Annotated in this window: 13 protein-coding genes, 1 rRNA gene and 1 riboswitch; of the genes, 4 read left to right on the top strand and 10 right to left on the bottom strand. The window is 53.5% G+C overall.

Features of this window, described 5'->3' with window-relative positions:
• The 3 genes from C7434_RS21135 to btuB all read right to left on the bottom strand — a co-directional run.
• Positions 1-79, bottom strand: a 16S ribosomal RNA gene (locus C7434_RS21135); the annotation flags it as partial.
• Between the two features lie 395 nt (positions 80-474).
• Positions 475-1,326 (bottom strand): glutamate racemase, encoded by an 852-nt coding sequence (murI, locus tag C7434_RS21125; RefSeq protein ID WP_033738123.1) that lies wholly within the window; start codon positions 1,324-1,326, stop codon positions 475-477.
• The gene (gene btuB, locus C7434_RS21120) at positions 1,271-3,157 is read right to left on the bottom strand and encodes a TonB-dependent vitamin B12 receptor BtuB (protein ID WP_133745884.1); all 1,887 of its coding nucleotides are present in this window, start codon (positions 3,155-3,157) and stop codon (positions 1,271-1,273) included. The genes murI and btuB overlap by 56 nt, the downstream gene beginning before the upstream one ends.
• Positions 3,158-3,222: 65 nt before the next feature.
• Positions 3,223-3,406: riboswitch (cobalamin riboswitch) on the bottom strand.
• 119 nt (positions 3,407-3,525) lie between these two features.
• Here btuB and trmA point away from each other — a divergent pair.
• Entirely contained in the window at positions 3,526-4,629 is a 1,104-nt protein-coding gene (gene trmA, locus C7434_RS21115) for a tRNA (uridine(54)-C5)-methyltransferase TrmA (protein WP_039342545.1), read from the top strand.
• Between the two features lie 34 nt (positions 4,630-4,663).
• Here the strand turns inward: trmA and C7434_RS21110 are convergent, their stop codons facing one another.
• Both C7434_RS21110 and fabR read right to left on the bottom strand, forming a co-directional pair.
• On the bottom strand, positions 4,664-5,017 hold the full coding sequence (locus tag C7434_RS21110; protein ID WP_006121168.1) for a YijD family membrane protein: 354 nt from the start codon (positions 5,015-5,017) through the stop codon (positions 4,664-4,666).
• A 14-nt stretch (positions 5,018-5,031) separates the two neighbouring features.
• The gene (fabR, locus tag C7434_RS21105; protein ID WP_006121169.1) at positions 5,032-5,679 is read right to left on the bottom strand and encodes an HTH-type transcriptional repressor FabR; all 648 of its coding nucleotides are present in this window, start codon (positions 5,677-5,679) and stop codon (positions 5,032-5,034) included.
• A 193-nt stretch (positions 5,680-5,872) separates the two neighbouring features.
• Here fabR and sthA point away from each other — a divergent pair, with 193 nt between their 5' ends.
• Positions 5,873-7,273, top strand: coding sequence for a Si-specific NAD(P)(+) transhydrogenase (gene sthA, locus C7434_RS21100; protein ID WP_033738119.1), 1,401 nt, complete (start codon positions 5,873-5,875; stop codon positions 7,271-7,273).
• Here sthA and oxyR read toward each other — a convergent pair.
• The 5 genes from oxyR to argC form a co-directional block, all read right to left on the bottom strand.
• Positions 7,256-8,173 carry a DNA-binding transcriptional regulator OxyR gene (gene oxyR / locus C7434_RS21095; RefSeq protein WP_133745883.1) on the bottom strand — a complete coding sequence of 306 codons (918 nt, stop codon included), beginning with the start codon at positions 8,171-8,173 and terminating at the stop codon, positions 7,256-7,258. The two genes, sthA and oxyR, sit on opposite strands and share 18 nt — an antisense overlap.
• Positions 8,174-8,525: 352 nt before the next feature.
• Positions 8,526-9,899: an argininosuccinate lyase gene (argH, locus tag C7434_RS21090; RefSeq protein WP_033738117.1), complete on the bottom strand. Its 1,374-nt coding sequence runs from the start codon at positions 9,897-9,899 to the stop codon at positions 8,526-8,528.
• 88 nt (positions 9,900-9,987) lie between these two features.
• A complete protein-coding gene (locus C7434_RS21085; RefSeq protein WP_033738115.1) occupies positions 9,988-11,205 on the bottom strand; it encodes an argininosuccinate synthase in 1,218 nt (405 codons plus the stop codon).
• A 24-nt stretch (positions 11,206-11,229) separates the two neighbouring features.
• Entirely contained in the window at positions 11,230-12,006 is a 777-nt protein-coding gene (gene argB / locus C7434_RS21080; RefSeq protein WP_006121174.1) for an acetylglutamate kinase, read from the bottom strand.
• A gap of 14 nt (positions 12,007-12,020) precedes the next feature.
• The gene (gene argC, locus C7434_RS21075) at positions 12,021-13,025 is read right to left on the bottom strand and encodes an N-acetyl-gamma-glutamyl-phosphate reductase (RefSeq protein ID WP_006121175.1); all 1,005 of its coding nucleotides are present in this window, start codon (positions 13,023-13,025) and stop codon (positions 12,021-12,023) included.
• A gap of 168 nt (positions 13,026-13,193) precedes the next feature.
• Between argC and argE the strand changes: the two genes are divergently transcribed.
• The gene (argE, locus tag C7434_RS21070; RefSeq protein ID WP_033738113.1) at positions 13,194-14,342 is read left to right on the top strand and encodes an acetylornithine deacetylase; all 1,149 of its coding nucleotides are present in this window, start codon (positions 13,194-13,196) and stop codon (positions 14,340-14,342) included.
• A 350-nt stretch (positions 14,343-14,692) separates the two neighbouring features.
• Entirely contained in the window at positions 14,693-17,341 is a 2,649-nt protein-coding gene (ppc, locus tag C7434_RS21065; protein ID WP_033738111.1) for a phosphoenolpyruvate carboxylase, read from the top strand.
• The last annotated feature ends 371 nt before the right edge of the window (positions 17,342-17,712 follow it).

The raw sequence follows: 17,712 nt of genomic DNA, 5'->3' as shown, positions 1-17,712 counted from the left end.
CTCTGTGCTACCGTCCGACTTGCATGTGTTAGGCCTGCCGCCAGCGTTCAATCTGAGCCATGATCAAACTCTTCAATTTAAAGTTTGATTTGCTGAAACCAGTTCAGCGATGCTCAAGGAAAACGTCGTAATGAATTTCAATACGTGTTCACTCTTAAGACTTGATATTTTTTACGTCCGGAGACGCGGATATCAATCCTGCGAGTGCCCACACAGATTGTCTGATAAATTGTTAAAGAGCAGTGCCACACTTCTCTGTGGCGCGGGCTGCATATATTACGCTTTCCGCTTTATGAGTCAAGCACTTATTTTTGCTAAACTCATCGGTTCGAATGATTCTGAACCTTACTCAACCCGGCGCTTCGTATTCCGTTGTGCCGTGTCAGTGGAGGCGCATTATAGGGAGTTCTTCGAAGCTGACAAGGGCTAATTTCAATTAATTTTCCGAGTGCTGTTTTTTTCAGCGAAAACCCGCTAAAGCGCCAGTTTTTCAAGCAACGGGAAGCCATAACGCTGTAAAACCGGCGATAATTGCGCCGCCTCTTCATCCAGCTCAGTGCAAAACGCCATGTTTTGATCCGGCGAGCGGACTTCGGGTGCTTCATTGTCCAGTAGCCAGGCAGTACGTCTGGCTATTGCGGCACCGGAGTCAATTAAACGCGTACCTTCAGGCAGGACGTGCTGAAGCTCATCGCGAAGTAAAGGAAAGTGCGTGCAGCCTAATACGACAGTATCCGGTGGCTCCGTCATACGTAACCAGGGTTGCACAATGCGCCTGACATCACCCAGTGAAACCTTATCGCCATGAAGCTTGGCTTCGGCTAACTCCACCAGCTCGGCTGAGCCCAGCATTTCAATCTTGCAGGTTTTAGCAAACTGCGACACCAGATCATGCGTGTACGAACGCCGGACCGTTGCGCGCGTCGCCAGCAGCCCGACCACACCGTTACGTGTAAGGCGTGCAGCCGGTTTGATTGCCGGTACAACGCCGACAACCGGAAAGGCAAATCGCTCACGTAATGCAGGCAAAGTGACGGTGCTGGCGGTATTACAGGCAATAATGACGAGAGAAATGGGATGACGGCGAGTAATGGCATCAACCATCGCAACAACACGCTCGACAATAAAGGTCTCGGTTTTCTCACCATAAGGAAAACCGGCGTTATCGAACGCATAAAGATAATGCAGGTCCGGCAGGAGTTGCCGAACCTCATCATAGACAGAAAGCCCGCCTACGCCGGAATCAAACACCAGCACAGTCGGGCGCAGGTCAGAAGCTGTAGCTTCCGTTGAGGTAATACTCTCTTCCTGGAGTCTGGTAGCCATACGCTGTCTCGTAATCTTTATCGAACAGGTTGGCAATTCTACCACGAACGGTCAGATGTGATGTGACAGGATACGATACGGCGAGATCAACGGTGCTGTAGGCCGGCAAACGGCGCTGCTCACTCGTGTACTGGCTCGTGTTATTGTCATAACGCTTGCCAAAATACTGGTAAATAACATCTATATCAGCCTCATAAACCATTACACCCAACTGATATTTCATCTGTTGACGAGACCGGCGAGCCAGGACTTCATCATCCGAATCGCGTCGGGCATCAAGATAGCCTAAGGTGATTTGATGATGCAGGAAAGACGTATCGAAGTCTGCGGTGGCTTCAATACCTTTCATTGTCACCGCTTTCTGATTGAAATAGCCGCCCTGGAATGTCACCGGATCGGACGCATAGTCAATCAGGTTCGTGACGTGATTACGGTAGGCCGCCAGCCGCCAGTTAACGGGGCCACTTAACCCTTCGAGCGCAGCTTCCCATTGTTTTGATTTCTCAGGCTGCAAATCGGGATTGGCGCTAATGCCAAAATGCTTTTGGCCATAAAGCTGCCCCAGCGTCGGTGCCTGGAAACCGGTGCCATAGGAGAGCGATGCCTTATAACCCGGCACAAACTCCCATCCAGCCGCCGTTTGCCAGGTACCATGACGACCATAATCCTGGTTATCGTCCCCCCGGACAGCACCTTCAAGCGTAACAGTGCCCAATTGCTGCTGCGTCGTCAGATATGCCCCGGTATTATCCTGCTTATAGCGGTCCGTTTCTCTGGGCTGGCCAGAAAAGAGTTGGCCTACTGAGCTCAACGCTTGCCGCTGCCAGTCAATCCCGGTACTCACCGTGCCATAACCGACTGCGAAGGCGTTCCCCCATTGAAGGTTGCGCTGATCCATATCATCCAGCGTATTGGAGTCTGCGTAACGTCCCTCAGCGCCAACATAATTATATATTTTGTACTTTTGGTAGCTGGCGACCAGTTGAGAAGAATAATCACCTTTAGTAAAGCGCAGGCCGGTATCAAAGGCGTGGTTATAAATCTGCTGCTCATCCGATCCGCCCGGGAAGCCAGCATCGTAGTCAGTATTCGCCGCATAACCATAACCACGAAAGAAACCGGAAAACATGTCATTGAACTTATGCTCAACCCCTGCCCAGAACGCTTTGTTGCGCCAGCCATCACGATCGCGATCGGCTGGAGACGTCGAATCAGGCTGGATGTTATAGCCATTGGTTGCCTGATAAGAACCGGCGACGGTAAGGCGGGTTTGGTCGGTCACATTCTGGTTTATGCCACCGCTGTACTCCTGATATCCCTTTGACCCCATGCCTGCAGAAAGCACATTGTGATTTTGTGGATTTTGAGTAATCACGTTTACCACTCCGCCAATGGCATCAGCGCCATAGACGGAGGAGCGCGGCCCGCGAATGAATTCAACGCGTTGTATAAGGGAGATCGGAATCAGATTGAAGTCCGCTGCACCGGTGATGCCCGGTCTGGCAAAGGGCACGCCATCCACAAGAATCAATGTCTGGCGCGCTTCAGCGCCTCGCACAAACATTGACGCACTTTGCCCAATCCCACCGTTCTGCGCAATATCCACGCCGGGCAGGCGACGAAGCACGTCTACCAGATTTTTTGCCTGCCACAGGTCAATCTCATCCCGTGTCACCACCGAGGTTGAAGCCAGCACCGACGAAACCGGCTGTTGAAAACGATTAGCCGTCACGATGAGCGCATCATCACTTCTCTGTGCAAAGCCATTTTGCGCCCAGAGGAAAATCGCCGTTGCACTGAAGGTAAACAGCGGGGTTGTTGTTTTACTCATTTTTATCGCATCCAAAAGAAAAAGGATGCCGCAGGCATACAGTCGATAGCACGCGATGACTGTACGCGTGGCGACGTCACACCGGCAGGTCTTCGGGCTGGGAATCATAGCAGGTGATGACTTCCCATCCCGCAGGACAGTGTCTGCAATCGCAATCACCCTGACATTCCTTACCGCTGCGCGTCAGCTCCAGATTCACACTGGATTCCCTGTTAACTCAAGGTTGAGGCCGGTGCCCGCAGTCTACGAAGCGCGCACGGGCAAGTCCAGATCTGCACACCCCGACGCTCTGCTCGCGCGCAGGACTGGACATCAGCAGGTGAATCCCTACAATCGCCCGGCAAGCAGGCTATTAACCAGGATTAAACATGACACCCGAACATCTCCCTGTTGAACAGTATGACGCGCAGCTGGCGGAAAAAGTCAGTCGGTTAGAAACGATGATGACGCCTTTCGCTGCCCCCGCCGTGGAGGTGTTCCGTTCACCGGTCAGCCACTATCGCATGCGTGCAGAATTCCGCATCTGGCATGATGGCGACGACATTTATCACATCATTTTCGATCAGGAGACGAAACAGCGCATTCGCGTTGACCAGTTCCCGGCGGCCAGTGCCCTGATTAACCAGATGATGCCGAAAATGATGGCGGCCATTCGCGATAATCGCATCCTGCGCCATAAGCTGTTCCAGCTTGATTATCTGTCGACGCTAAGCAACCAAATCGTCATCTCCCTGCTCTATCACCGCAAGCTGGATGAGGAATGGCAGCAGGCCGCCACAACGTTACGCGATCAGTTGCGGGCGGAAGGCGTCGATGTGCAGCTGATTGGTCGCGCCACTAAGACCAAAATTTGCCTTGATCGGGATTACGTGGAAGAGCGTTTGCCGGTCGCCGGTAAAGAGATGATTTATCGACAGGTGGAGAACAGCTTCACGCAACCCAACGCGGCGATGAACATTCATATGCTGGAATGGGCGCTGGATGTGACAACGGGTTCCCGTGGCGATTTACTGGAACTCTACTGTGGTAATGGCAACTTCTCGCTGGCGCTGGCCAGAAATTTCCGCCGCGTGCTGGCCACGGAAATTGCCAAGCCATCCGTCGCGTCGGCCCAGTACAACATTGCCGCCAACCAGATTGATAATGTCCAGATTATTCGCATGGCGGCCGAAGAGTTTACCCAGGCAATGAACGGCGTGCGCAGCTTTAACCGGCTGGAGGGGATCGACCTGAAGAGTTATGACTGCGAGACGATCTTTGTGGATCCGCCGCGCAGTGGGCTGGATGAGGAAACCGTCAGGATGGTGCAGGCTTATCGCACGATCCTGTATATTTCCTGCAACCCGCAAACCCTGTGTGACAATCTGCTGGAGCTGGCGCAAACCCATGATGTCACGCGACTGGCCCTGTTTGACCAGTTCCCGTATACCCATCATATGGAATGCGGTGTGCTACTGACGCGCAAAGCGTAAAAAAACGGGAACCCAGGGGTTCCCGTTTTTGTGATTACCGGTTGCGATTGCGCTTGTAACGCAGGGCAATCCAGAACACCAGCCCGACCATAAGAATCGTGGGGATAAAGTTAGATCCGATATCCGGATATTCGGCACGCACTAATGCGCTGTACACCAGGATTCCCAGCAGGAAGAAGGCCGCAGCCAGCCCCGGAACCCCATCGGGCATACTTTTATTCAGGTAGCGTTGATGCAGGCACCATGCCGCCAGCCCCAACGCAATCAACGGGAAAATAGAAAAAGGAACGAAAGCACTAAACAGCACAGAGAACGAGCCGTTCATAGCAAGGCCGGTAATAAAAGCCAGTAACATCGTGCCTTTATCACGGGAGCTTGGGTGGGTCATGGCAGGGTCCTTATTCATAGCTCTTCAGGTTTATCCAGGGTTACCGCCAGGCGTTCTTGTTCCCGGCGATACCAGTAATACGCGCCCTTCGCGATCATACGTAACTGCAATACCAGACGATCTTCCAGCTTACGACGCTGCGCTATATCAATATCCAGCGCCTCGGCACCGGCACTGAAGACAATAGTCACCATCGCTTCAGCCTGCGCTTCGGTGAAGCTGCGCGGCATGCGGTTTTCGACCTCAAGATAATCAGCCAGTTCAGCAATAAAATGTTGGATTTCACGCGCAACCGCCGCACGGAAAGCCGCAGACGTCCCCGAACGTTCGCGTAACAGCAGCCGAAACGCATTGGGGTTATTTTCGATGAACTCCATAAAGGTGGCGATAGAGGTTTTAATGATGCTGCCGCCTTTCGCAATACGTTGACGTGCCTGTCGCATCAACTGCCGCAGCATCAGCCCGCTTTCATCCACCATGGTTAAACCCAGCTCATCGACATCTTTAAAGTGCCGATAAAAAGAGGTTGGCGCGATGCCCGCCTCGCGGGCAACCTCACGTAAACTCAGACTGGCGAAACTGCGTTCGGCGCTGAGCTGACTGAACGCAGCTTCAATCAGTGTACGTCGTGTACGTTCTTTTTGTTGCGCTCTGACGCCCATTCTCTCTGCCTTGTGAGGTTCTGAAACAGCACTATAACAAAATATTCAGCGTACAGTCCGGCAAACTTTGTGACGACGTGTTAAACCTCACTGAAAGCCAAAACGTGATGAAAATCGCTGTTAGAATTCAGAAGTGCGCGGCGAGATGTTAGAATCTCGTTGTAAAAATGTATAAATAATAGGACGTACCGGTATGCAAAAGTCTTACGATTACGATGTCATTGTGATTGGATCAGGACCAGGCGGTGAAGGTGCGGCGATGGGGCTGGTGAAGCAAGGCGCCCGAATCGCGGTTATCGAACGCTATCACAACATAGGCGGCGGCTGTACACACTGGGGTACGATCCCCTCGAAAGCCCTTCGTCATGCTGTGAGCCGCATCATCGAGTTCAACCAGAATCCCCTCTACAGTGACCATACCCGCCTTCTCCGCTCATCGTTTGCCGATATTCTCAATCACACGGAAAGCGTGATCAGCCAACAAACCGCAATGCGTCAGGGTTTTTACGAGCGCAATCGCTGTGAGCTGTTTCAGGGCGATGCGCATTTCGTGGATGCCAACACGGTTGAAGTGGAACATCATGATGGCACGCGCGAACAGCTGACCGCCGGGAAATTTATTATTGCCTGTGGTTCGCGCCCTTATCATCCGCATGATGTCGACTTTACCCATCCACGTATTTACGATTCCGATTCTATTCTCAACCTGCATCATGAACCCGGCCACGTCATCATTTATGGCGCGGGCGTGATTGGCTGTGAATATGCTTCCATTTTCCGTGGGCTCAATGTCAAGGTTGACCTGATCAACACCCGTGACCGCCTGCTGGCGTTCCTTGATCAGGAGATGTCTGACTCGCTGTCTTATCACTTCTGGAACAGCGGCGTGGTGATTCGTCACAACGAAGAGTTTGAGAAGATTGAAGGCGTGGATGACGGCGTTATCATGCACCTGAAATCCGGCAAGAAAGTCAAAGCGGACTGCCTGCTGTATGCGAACGGCCGTACCGGTAACACCGATTCACTGTCGCTGGAAAATGTCGGTCTGGAAGCGGATGGCCGTGGGCTGTTGAAAGTGAACAGCATGTATCAGACAGCGCAGCCGCACATTTATGCAGTGGGCGACGTCATTGGTTACCCCAGCCTGGCCTCCGCTGCTTACGATCAGGGCCGTATTGCCGCACAGGCTATCATTAAAGGCGAAGCCTCAGCGCACCTGATCGAAGACATTCCGACCGGGATTTATACCATTCCGGAAATCAGCTCTGTAGGCAAAACCGAACAGCAGCTCACGGCGATGAAAGTGCCTTACGAAGTGGGACGTGCGCAGTTTAAACATCTGGCGCGCGCGCAGATTGTGGGGATGAACGTCGGTAGTCTGAAGATCCTGTTCCACCGTGAAACCAAAGAGATTCTGGGCATTCACTGCTTTGGGGAACGTGCTGCGGAGATTATCCATATCGGTCAGGCGATCATGGAGCAAAAAAATGGTGGCAACACAATTGAGTACTTTGTGAATACCACCTTTAACTACCCGACCATGGCAGAAGCGTATCGCGTCGCCGCGCTAAACGGTTTAAACCGCCTGTTTTAGCGTGGTATCGAAATAGCCTTGCATATGTGTGCGGATTGCCTCTGCCAGTTGTTCATAACGGCTGCGCAGAGGTGAGCCGGGACGGTAAACCAGCGCAATTGTACGCTGTGGTACCGGCTTATAACAGGGCAGATAACAAACCCCATCACGCACACGCTGTGGCGGGACAGCCAGAGCAGGCAGTAACGTAATACCGCTTCCTGCCGCGACCATATTGCGCAACGTTTCCAGGCTTGTCGCACGGAAATGGGTATCTTCGTCTGCACCCGCTTCAAAACAAAAACCCATGGCCTGATCGCGCAGGCAGTGGCCGTCTTCCAGCATCAGCAGTTTTTCACCAGCCAGATCGGACATGGGCACAAGATCGCGTTCGCGCCACGGATGATCCTCATAAACCGCCAGCTTCATCGGTTCATCGAACAGCGGGACTTCAATAAAGGCTTCGCTTTCTTTGACCAGCGCCAGAATCGCGCAGTCCAGTTTGCCGCTGTCGAGCTGAGCCAGCAATTGCTGGGTCTGTGCTTCATGCAGGTACATTTCCAGCTTTGGAAAAGTCTGATGCAGCATAGGAATAATTTGCGGCAGTAAATACGGACCGGTGGTGGGAATCAGCCCAATATGCAGTGGTCCTGACATCGCTTCGCCCTGCTGACTGGCCATCTCTTTCAGCACTTTGACTTCACGAAGGACAGTACGCGCCTGGTCGACCAGCAGCAAACCGGCCTGCGTAAACAGTACTTTGCGGCTGGTACGTTCCAGCAGCATGACACCTAACTCATCTTCTAATTTGCGAATCTGCCCGCTTAAGGTCGGCTGACTGACATGACAGGCATCCGCCGCACGTCGGAAGTGACGATGTTCAGCAAGCGAAACCAGATATTCAAGATCACGGATATTCATTATTACCCTCCATTCCACGATAGCTCGTGGCGATAGATAGAATAGCAACCAACGATTGGCCCTATCAAGAGCGGATGGGAATAATGCCCACATCAAATTCAGACTCATCGCCACCCAGGGAAATGTTTTCTGAATCATAAAGACAGCGTTATCCGCTGTTTTTAGCTGACGCAAATCTTCTGGCAACGCTGATAAAACAAAAAACTGAACAGGCGAAGGCCAGACGACAAGCGTAACGAATCTGAACATCGGTCGGGAGCACCGATGGTCTGATGATGTGCCTAAAATAAAAGTAGTTTCTGAAGCTAGAGGTTGGCGGGCATGGTATGCCCGCTCTTTTTTTATCTGCGACTCAGGCTAAGCGCGCTTTGGCATCCGCAATGGCACGGGCAACCTGAGACGGTGAAACGCCTCCCTGCGCATTGCGCTTATCCAGGCAGGATGACAGGGCCAGCACCGGATAGACATCGTCTTCGATAACAGCACTGAACTGCTTAAGCTGAGATAACGACAAGGCTTCCAGTGCCACACCTTGCGCGATCGCTGCAACGACCGTTTCTCCCACGATATGGTGCGCTTCACGGAAGGGAACGCCTTTTGCCACGAGATAATCGGCCAGTTCCGTTGAGTTTGCGTAACCCTGTTCGGCCGCTTCCTGGCAGCGAGGACGTTTTACCTGCAAACCTTCCAGCACCAGCACGGACATATGCAGGCAGTCCAGCCAGGTATCCAGCGCATCAAACAGCCCTTCTTTGTCTTCCTGCATGTCTTTGTTATAGGCAAGCGGCAGGCCTTTCAGCGTCATCATCATGCCGGTTAACGCGCCCTGAACCCGCCCGCATTTTCCACGGATCAGCTCCAGTGCATCCGGATTTTTCTTCTGTGGCATCAGGGACGAACCTGAGGTGACTTTATCCGAGAGTTCGATAAAGCCGGCTTCGCCGGTATTGAAGAAAATCATGTCTTCCGCAAAACGTGAAAGGTGCACCATGCCGATTGACGCATCGGAAAGCAGCTCCAGCACATGATCACGGTCGGATACGGTATCCAGGCTGTTACGCGTTGCAGACGCGAAGCCTAACCAGCCTGCCAGTTGCTCACGGTCAATAGCGTAAGCCGTTCCGGCCAGTGCACCACAACCTAACGGGCTGACATCAAGACGCTTTAACGTATCCTGCAAACGGCTTTCATCGCGCGCCAGCATTTCAACGTAAGCGAGGCACCAGTGTGCAAACGTCACCGGCTGTGCACGCTGTAAATGTGTATAGCCCGGCATCACCGCGTCCTGATTGACTTCGGCAGTCGCCACCAGCGCCTGCTGCAGCTCACGTGTGGCATCCAGCAGTGCGGCAACCTGCTCTTTACACCAGAGTTTCAGGTCGGTCGCCACCTGATCATTGCGGCTACGGCCGGTGTGCAGTTTTTTGCCCAGCGCACCGACTTTCTCAATCAACTGGCCTTCAACCCAGCTGTGAATATCTTCGGCATCGCTTTGCAGGATTTGCTCAGGATTGGCACGAACCTCCTCCAGCAGTGCGTTCAGTGCGGCTTCAAGCTGCTGCTGCTCATCACTGCTCAGGACATTTACCGTCACCAGCGCTTTGGACCAGGCCACTGAGCCAATGATGTCCTGCTCTGCCAGGCGGTAATCAAAACGCAGCGAGTCGTTGAACTGTTTGAAACGTTGATCTGCTGCCTGGGTAAAGCGTCCACCCCAAAGTGCCATGTGAATCTCCTTCAAGTCGTTAAACCAGGGGCGGCCTGAAAGCCGCCCCTGATGTCATACTGAGAGGCGAGGCGATCCCCGCCTGCGATTACTTTTTCTGCTCGTTCAGCGCACGGATACGTGAAGAGAGTGAGAACAGACGAATAAAGCCGCCTGCATGACGATGATCGTAAACTTCGTCTTCGCCGAAGGTCGCGAACTCTTCGGAATACAGGCTGTTAGCTGAACGCTTCTGCGTCGCCGTGGCCTGGCCTTTGTAGAGTTGCAGAACCACTTCGCCGTTAACCTCTTCCGCCAGCGACTCTGCCGCCGCCTGGATAGACTTACGCAGCGGTGCAAACCAGCGACCATCGTAAACCACATAAGACATTTCATGGCCCAGCTGCTCACGCCATTTGAAGCTGTCGCGATCCAGAACCAGTTGCTCTACCGCACGCAGCGCGTTAACCATAATGGTGCCGCCAGGGGTTTCGTAACAGCCGCGTGATTTAATGCCTACCAGACGGTTTTCAACGATATCGATACGGCCCACGCCATGTTTTGCGCCCAGCACGTTCAGTTTTTCCAGACACTGAAACGGGCTTAGTCTTTCACCGTTCACCGCCACCACGCGGCCTTTTTCAACGGTTACTGTCACGTCTTCTGGCTGATCGGGCGCTTCCAGCGGATCGACAGTCCAGACCCAGCAATCCTTGTTAGGCGCGTTAGACGGGCTTTCCAGCACGCCGCCTTCGGTAGAAATGTGCCAGGCGTTTTCATCACGGCTGTAGATTTTTTCCAGCGACGCGGTGGTAGGGATGTTGCGCGCTTTCAGATAATCCAGCAGCGCTTCACGCGACCGCAGATCCCACTCGCGCCATGGCGCAACCACTTTCAGCTGCGGCGCCAGTGCGGTGTAAGTGGTTTCGAAACGCACCTGGTCATTACCTTTACCCGTGGCACCGTGGCACAGCGCATCAGCACCTACTTTCAGCGCCAGCTCAACCTGGGCTTTCGCGATGATAGGACGCGCCATTGAGGTACCCAGCAGATACGTGCCTTCATACAGGGCCCCGGTCTGCAGCACCGGATAAACGTAGTCACTGATGAACTCTTCACGCAGATCGACAACGTGACATTCTGATGCACCTGACTGCAGCGCTTTCTTCTCAACGCCTTCCAGATCGCTACGTTCCTGACCGATATCCGCCACGAACGCGACCACTTCACAGCCGCCATAGTTTTCTTTCAGCCAGGGAATAATGGCCGAAGTATCCAGACCACCGGAGTAAGCCAGTACGATTTTTTTGATGTTTTGCGTTTGCATTTCGTAATCCTTGAATCTGAGTCGTTAAGCGAGAATCCGGGTGCCAATGGACACGCCGTTAAAAAGGGTAGGTAACTGCTCGGCATGACGCCAGCTGGCAATATCGACCGGACGGCCCAGCGTACGTGCCGCATCCAGCGCAGCGTTCACTTTGACAATCATGCCATCGGTGATGATGCCCTGAGCGATCAGCTGTTCTGCTTTATCTGCCGTCATTTCTTCGATGCGCTGACCTTTGCCATCAAGAATGCCGCTGACGTCCGATAACAAGACTAAGTCAGCACCCAGCGTTGAGGCCAGCGCTGTGGCAGCCTGATCGGCATTGACGTTCATGAGCTCACCGCTGTCGGTGATGCCGATTGAACTGACAACGGGCATGTAACCTGCACCCAGCAGCGTGTTAATTAATGCAGGATTGCCCGGCGTTGCGTTGCCCACATGGCCCAGCGCTTCATCTAACTGGGTGACATTGACCAGGCCCGCATCGCCCAGGCACAGACCGACGGCCTGAATGCCGTATTTTTTCGCCCAGGCCAACAGCGTTTTATTGGCGGTACCAGCCAGTGCGCCGGTGATGATGTCAATCTGATCGGCAGGCGTAACACGCAAACCGTTCTTCTTTTGCACCGGCAGCGCCAGTTTTTTCATCAGTTCATCGACCAGGCAACCGCCACCGTGAACGATAATCAGGGGGCGCTGATGAGCAGAACGGTAGGCCAGCAACGCGTCAAATAAACGGGCCAGTGCTTCTTCGCTGTCTAACAGCACACCGCCCAGCTTGATAATTAATGGATTAGTCATGGTTTAGTCGTCCGTTAAATCAGTGACTGCGTTTCAGGGAAACCGAAACGAATATTAAGGCACTGTACTGCCTGAGAGGCTGCCCCTTTAAGCAGGTTATCTTCAGCAGCCACCACAATCAGGTGTTCGCCCTGTACGGCAAAGCCAATATCGCAGTAAGGCAGACCGACCACGGCTTTCAGTGCCGGTACGCCTTGCTCGTAAACGCGTACCAGTGGCTTATCGTGGTAGGCATTGTGAAAGACCTCAGCGACATCATCACGGCTGACGCCGGCATTAAGACGGCAGGTGATCGTGGCCAGGATGCCACGCGGGAAACTGCCCAGGTGCGGCGTAAAAATTACCGGTGTACCCAGGTGCGCCACAATTTCAGGATGATGACGATGATTAAAAATACCGTAAGGCTGCAGACTGACTTCACAGAAGCTGGTACCAACATTCGCTTTGCGCCCTGCTCCACTGACGCCACTGGTGGCATTGATGACCGGCCACTGCGCCTCATTCAGTAAACCGGCATCCACCAACGGCTTGAGTGCCAACTGAGAGGCGGTGGGATAGCAGCCAGGGACGGCAATCAGCTGTGCTTCTTTGATTTTTTCCTGCTGGAACTCCGCCAGACCGTAAACGGCTTTATCCAGCCAGTCCCCATGCTGGTGCGTGAAGCCATAAAACTGCGTGTAAAACTCGCCGTCGTTGACGCGGAAAGCGCCGGACAGATCGAACACGACGCAGCCAGCTTTCAGAAATTCAGGCGCCAGGTCGTGGCTGACTTCGTGGGCCGTCGCCAGAAACACCACATCAACTTTATCTGCCCATTCGTCGGCGCGGCTCAGTGGCTGCAGCGGCAGATCCACCACGCCTTTCAGCTGTGGATGAAGATCGGACAAGCGCTTACCCGCATCGGGACTTTGCGCAGACACCGCCAAAGCGGTTATGTTGATATGTGGATGGCGATTAAGGAAGGTGGCAAGCTCTACGCCAGCGTAACCACTGGCACCAACGATCAGCGTATTCAACATCAGGCTGTATACCTTTATTACAGTCACACGTTCCGGGTCGCGGCCTTGCCCCGTTGCCCACGATGTCGTTTGCAGCGATTTAAGGTTCACATGCACACGACGTTAATGTATTTTTATTCACTATTAATGCATGAATATTGATACATCCTAACTCAAGGACCGTCAACAGTGAAGACAAAATTACCGCCTTTTATCGAACTCTACCGCCAGTTGATCGCAACACCGTCTATCAGCGCAACCGATGCCGCTCTCGATCAGAGCAATGAAACTTTAATCAATTTACTGGCTGGCTGGTTCCGTGACCTGGGTTTTACCGTGGAAGTCCAACCCGTGCCGGGCACGCGGCATAAATTTAATATGCTGGCGCGCACCGGAAGCGGTGCGGGCGGTCTGCTGCTTGCCGGGCACACCGATACCGTTCCGTTTGATGATGGTCGCTGGACTCGCGATCCCTTTACCCTGACCGAGCACGACAACAAGTTGTACGGTCTGGGTACCGCCGATATGAAAGGCTTCTTCGCGTTTATTCTGGACACGCTCCGTGATGTGGATGTGACAGCCCTGAGTAAGCCGCTTTATATTCTGGCCACCGCTGATGAAGAAACCACCATGGCGGGCGCGTCATATTTTGCCGCATCCACACAGCTTCGCCCTGACTGCGCCATTATTGGCGAACCGACGTCGCTGAAACCTGTCCGTGCGCACAAAGGACATATCTCGAATGCGATTCGCATTCAGGGTCAATCCGGCCATTCCAGCGATCCGGGTCGCGGCGTCAACGCCATTGAGCTGATGCATGAGTCGATTACCGAACTCATGCAACTGCGCAATACGCTGAAAGCCCGTTACAACCATGATGGTTTTGCAATTCCTTATCCCACAATGAACTTTGGTCATATTCATGGCGGTGATGCAGCAAACCGTATCTGCGCCTGCTGCGAATTGCACATGGACATCCGCCCTTTGCCGGGGCTGACGCTGAGCGATCTTGACGCGCTGCTGAATGAGGCACTGGCGCCGGTGAGCGAACGCTGGCCGGGACGGATTACCATCGAAGAATTGCATCCGCCGATTCCGGGCTATGAATGTCCGGTTGACCACGAGCTGGTCAAGGTGGTGGAAAAACTGCTGGGTACACCGACAGAAGTGGTGAATTATTGCACTGAAGCCCCGTTTATCCAGCAACTTTGTCCAACGCTGGTGCTGGGCCCGGGTTCTATCAACCAGGCGCATCAGCCGGACGAATTTATCGATACCGCATTTATTCAGCCTACGCGCGCCTTAATCGCTCAGGTTGTGCAGCATTTCTGTCACTAATTATCATCAAACGGGGCATTTCACTGTATTAACAGCAAAATGCCCTGCCAATCTGTGGGATTTGATAATAAGAATAACTTATCCCGCTTCGCCGCTATCAAATTCCATGAATTTCCGTCAGTTAGCTGCACGTTTCCCTCACTTTAAGTCATTTGACGAACGCCTGATTACGTGGCTAGATAAAAGACGATGTTATACCCACTGGGCAATCATCCCACTTTATTCAGCTTGCGACGGGCAGCAACTGAAGAACCCCGGTCAGAGCCGGGAGGACGACGTTGCTGGCTTTTCTGCTGCCTGAAAAGGCCGGGTATAGAGGTTTATCAAGACGATAAGGGTGTCAGGGTCACATGAACGAACAATATTCCGCAATGCGAAGTAATGTCAGTATGCTCGGCAAACTGCTCGGGGATACGATTAAGGATGCGCTGGGAGAGAATATCCTGGGCCAGGTGGAAACCATCCGTAAGCTCTCTAAGTCATCCCGTGCAGGAAATGACACTCATCGTAAGGAATTGCTGAATACGCTGCAAAACCTGTCAAATGACGAGTTATTGCCCGTGGCGCGTGCCTTTAGTCAGTTCCTCAACCTCACTAACGTGGCTGAGCAGTATCAAACGATTTCCCGCAGCGGCGATGGCGCAAACCACCCTGAACTGTTGAAAAAAACATTTGAAACCCTCAAGCAAAATAATCTCAGTGAAAGTGCGATTCATAAAGCCATTGAATCACTTTCCCTTGAACTGGTTTTAACCGCGCACCCTACTGAAATTACACGCCGCACGCTGATTCACAAACTGGGCGAGGTCAACAGCTGTCTTGAACAACTCGACCACAGCGATATCTCTGAATACGAACGCAACCAGATTATGCGCCGCCTGCGCCAACTGGTCGCGCAGGCCTGGCATACGGATGAGATCCGTAAATACCGTCCCACGCCGGTTGATGAAGCCAAGTGGGGATTTGCCGTCGTTGAAAACAGCCTGTGGGAAGGTGTACCTGCATTTTTGCGTGAGCTGAATGAGCAGGTAGAAGAGACGTTTGGCATTAAGTTACCGGTTGATTTTGTGCCGGTGCAGTTCACCTCCTGGATGGGCGGAGACCGTGACGGTAACCCGAACGTCACCGCCGCCATTACCCGCCATGTTATGCAGCTCAGCCGCTGGAAAGCCACCGATCTGTTTCTGCGCGATATTGGCGTGTTGATTTCGGAACTGTCGATGTCCGAATGCAGTCAGGAAGTTGCCGAGCTGAGTGGCGATCCTGAGGCGCTGGAGCCGTATCGCGTGATCTTAAAGCGTCTGCGCAGTCAGCTAATGTCTACCCAGGCTTACCTGGAGCGCCGCCTGAAAGGCGAGCGCTTGCCCCGCCCGGCAGACCTGCTGGTCTCCAACGCGCAGTTGTGGGATCCGCTTTTCGCTATCTATCAGTCCCTGCAGCAGTGCGGCATGGGCATTATTGCCAACGGTCAGTTACTGGATACGCTGCGCCGCGTGAAATGCTTTGGCGTGCCGCTGGTTCGCATCGACGTCCGTCAGGAAAGCACCCGTCACACTGAAGCTGTCGCTGAAATTACCCGCTATCTGGGCCTGGGCGATTATGAAAGCTGGTCGGAAGCCGACAAGCAGGCTTTTCTTATCCGTGAGCTGAACTCCAAGCGCCCTTTACTTCCTCGCAGTTGGGAACCGAGTGACGAAACCCGCGAAGTGCTGGAAACCTGCAAAGTGGTGGCAGAAGCGCCCCAGGGCTCTATCGCAGCCTATGTCATTTCGATGGCGAAAACGCCGTCTGATGTCCTTGCCGTCCATCTGTTACTGAAAGAGGCTGGCATTCCGTTCGCTATGCCGGTTGCTCCCCTGTTTGAAACCCTGGATGACCTGAACAATGCCAATGATGTGATGAGCAAACTGCTTAACATCGACTGGTACCGTGGTTTTATTCAGGGCAAACAAATGGTCATGATTGGCTATTCCGACTCGGCAAAAGATGCCGGCGTGATGGCCGCCAGCTGGGCACAATACCAGGCACAGGATGCACTGATTAAAACCTGCGAAAAGGCGGGCGTTTCCCTCACGCTATTCCACGGACGCGGCGGCACCATCGGCCGCGGTGGTGCACCCGCGCATGCCGCACTGCTGTCCCAGCCGCCAGGCAGCCTCAAAGGCGGCCTGCGCGTGACGGAACAGGGCGAAATGATTCGCTTCAAGTACGGCTTGCCGGAAGTCACTATCGCCAGCCTGTCGCTTTATACCGGCGCGATTCTGGAAGCCAACCTGATGCCGCCGCCGGAACCCAAACCGGAATGGCGTAATATCATGAACCAGCTTTCTGCCGACTCCTGCGCCATGTACCGGGGTTATGTGCGTGAGAATAAGGATTTTGTGCCTTACTTCCGTTCCGCAACCCCTGAGCAGGAACTGGGCAAGCTGCCCCTGGGCTCTCGTCCGGCGAAGCGTCGTCCGACGGGCGGTGTGGAATCCCTGCGCGCCATTCCCTGGATTTTTGCCTGGACGCAAAACCGCCTGATGTTACCCGCCTGGCTGGGCGCGGGCGCCGCCCTGCAGCAGGCGATGCTGGCAGGCCATCAGGATCAGCTTGAGGCCATGTGCCGCGACTGGCCCTTTTTCTCAACCCGCCTTGGTATGCTGGAAATGGTGTTTTCGAAAGCAGACCTGTGGCTGGCGGAGTATTACGATCAGCGACTGGTTGATAAATCGTTATGGCCATTAGGTAAACAGCTGCGTGACCAGCTGGATGCCGATATTAAAGCGGTGCTGACCATCGCCAACGATTCCCATCTGATGGCGGACCAGCCGTGGATTGCCGAATCGATTGCCCTGCGTAACGTTTATACCGATCCCCTGAACGTACTCCAGGCAGAGCTGCTTCACCGTTCACGTGCACAGGAAGCCCGTGGTGAAGAACCGGATGCGCGCGTCGAACAGGCGCTGATGGTAACGATTGCCGGTGTCGCTGCAGGGATGCGTAATACAGGTTAACTCACAGAAACAGGGCGGTTGATACCGCCCTGTTTCGTATCAGTTAACGCCATCCTCATATCGCCATTACAGGTCGCCCAACTGACGCGGGGGCAAAAGGTATCGCACCTTTCAGATTGTAGAAATGCCGGTCTTTTACCCTTTCGCGTGACAGAATATTCACCCTGTTCGTAGCAGGCTCAGGTGACCAATGGCATGCCATAGCTTCTCTGCCATTTCGCTGATCCGGGGCGGGAAGAATGAAGAGTAATCTGTCCGTTTAGCGCTGACCGGCAAAAAAACGCATCCTGCCACCACCACCCAACGCTTCCCCCCAACATAGTGAGACGTTCAGACATTCAACGTGATCGATGCTTCCCTCAGCGCCAGTC

The organism is Pantoea sp. PNA 14-12 (assembly GCF_004364735.1).
GTDB classification, from domain to species: domain Bacteria; phylum Pseudomonadota; class Gammaproteobacteria; order Enterobacterales; family Enterobacteriaceae; genus Pantoea; species Pantoea stewartii.
This window is presented reverse-complemented; position numbering and strand designations above follow the sequence as displayed.

What these genes read in the sequence shown, in the direction of transcription:
- argC (WP_006121175.1), bottom strand. Translation starts at nt 13,025, where the DNA reads ATGTTGAATACGCTGATCGTTGGTGCCAGTGGTTACGCTGGCGTAGAG.
- btuB (WP_133745884.1), bottom strand. Translation starts at nt 3,157, where the DNA reads ATGAGTAAAACAACAACCCCGCTGTTTACCTTCAGTGCAACGGCGATT.
- ppc (WP_033738111.1), top strand. Translation starts at nt 14,693, where the DNA reads ATGAACGAACAATATTCCGCAATGCGAAGTAATGTCAGTATGCTCGGC.
- argH (WP_033738117.1), bottom strand. Translation starts at nt 9,899, where the DNA reads ATGGCACTTTGGGGTGGACGCTTTACCCAGGCAGCAGATCAACGTTTC.
- fabR (WP_006121169.1), bottom strand. Translation starts at nt 5,679, where the DNA reads ATGGGCGTCAGAGCGCAACAAAAAGAACGTACACGACGTACACTGATT.
- argB (WP_006121174.1), bottom strand. Translation starts at nt 12,006, where the DNA reads ATGACTAATCCATTAATTATCAAGCTGGGCGGTGTGCTGTTAGACAGC.
- C7434_RS21110 (WP_006121168.1), bottom strand. Translation starts at nt 5,017, where the DNA reads ATGACCCACCCAAGCTCCCGTGATAAAGGCACGATGTTACTGGCTTTT.
- murI (WP_033738123.1), bottom strand. Translation starts at nt 1,326, where the DNA reads ATGGCTACCAGACTCCAGGAAGAGAGTATTACCTCAACGGAAGCTACA.
- sthA (WP_033738119.1), top strand. Translation starts at nt 5,873, where the DNA reads ATGCAAAAGTCTTACGATTACGATGTCATTGTGATTGGATCAGGACCA.
- oxyR (WP_133745883.1), bottom strand. Translation starts at nt 8,173, where the DNA reads ATGAATATCCGTGATCTTGAATATCTGGTTTCGCTTGCTGAACATCGT.
- C7434_RS21085 (WP_033738115.1), bottom strand. Translation starts at nt 11,205, where the DNA reads ATGCAAACGCAAAACATCAAAAAAATCGTACTGGCTTACTCCGGTGGT.
- trmA (WP_039342545.1), top strand. Translation starts at nt 3,526, where the DNA reads ATGACACCCGAACATCTCCCTGTTGAACAGTATGACGCGCAGCTGGCG.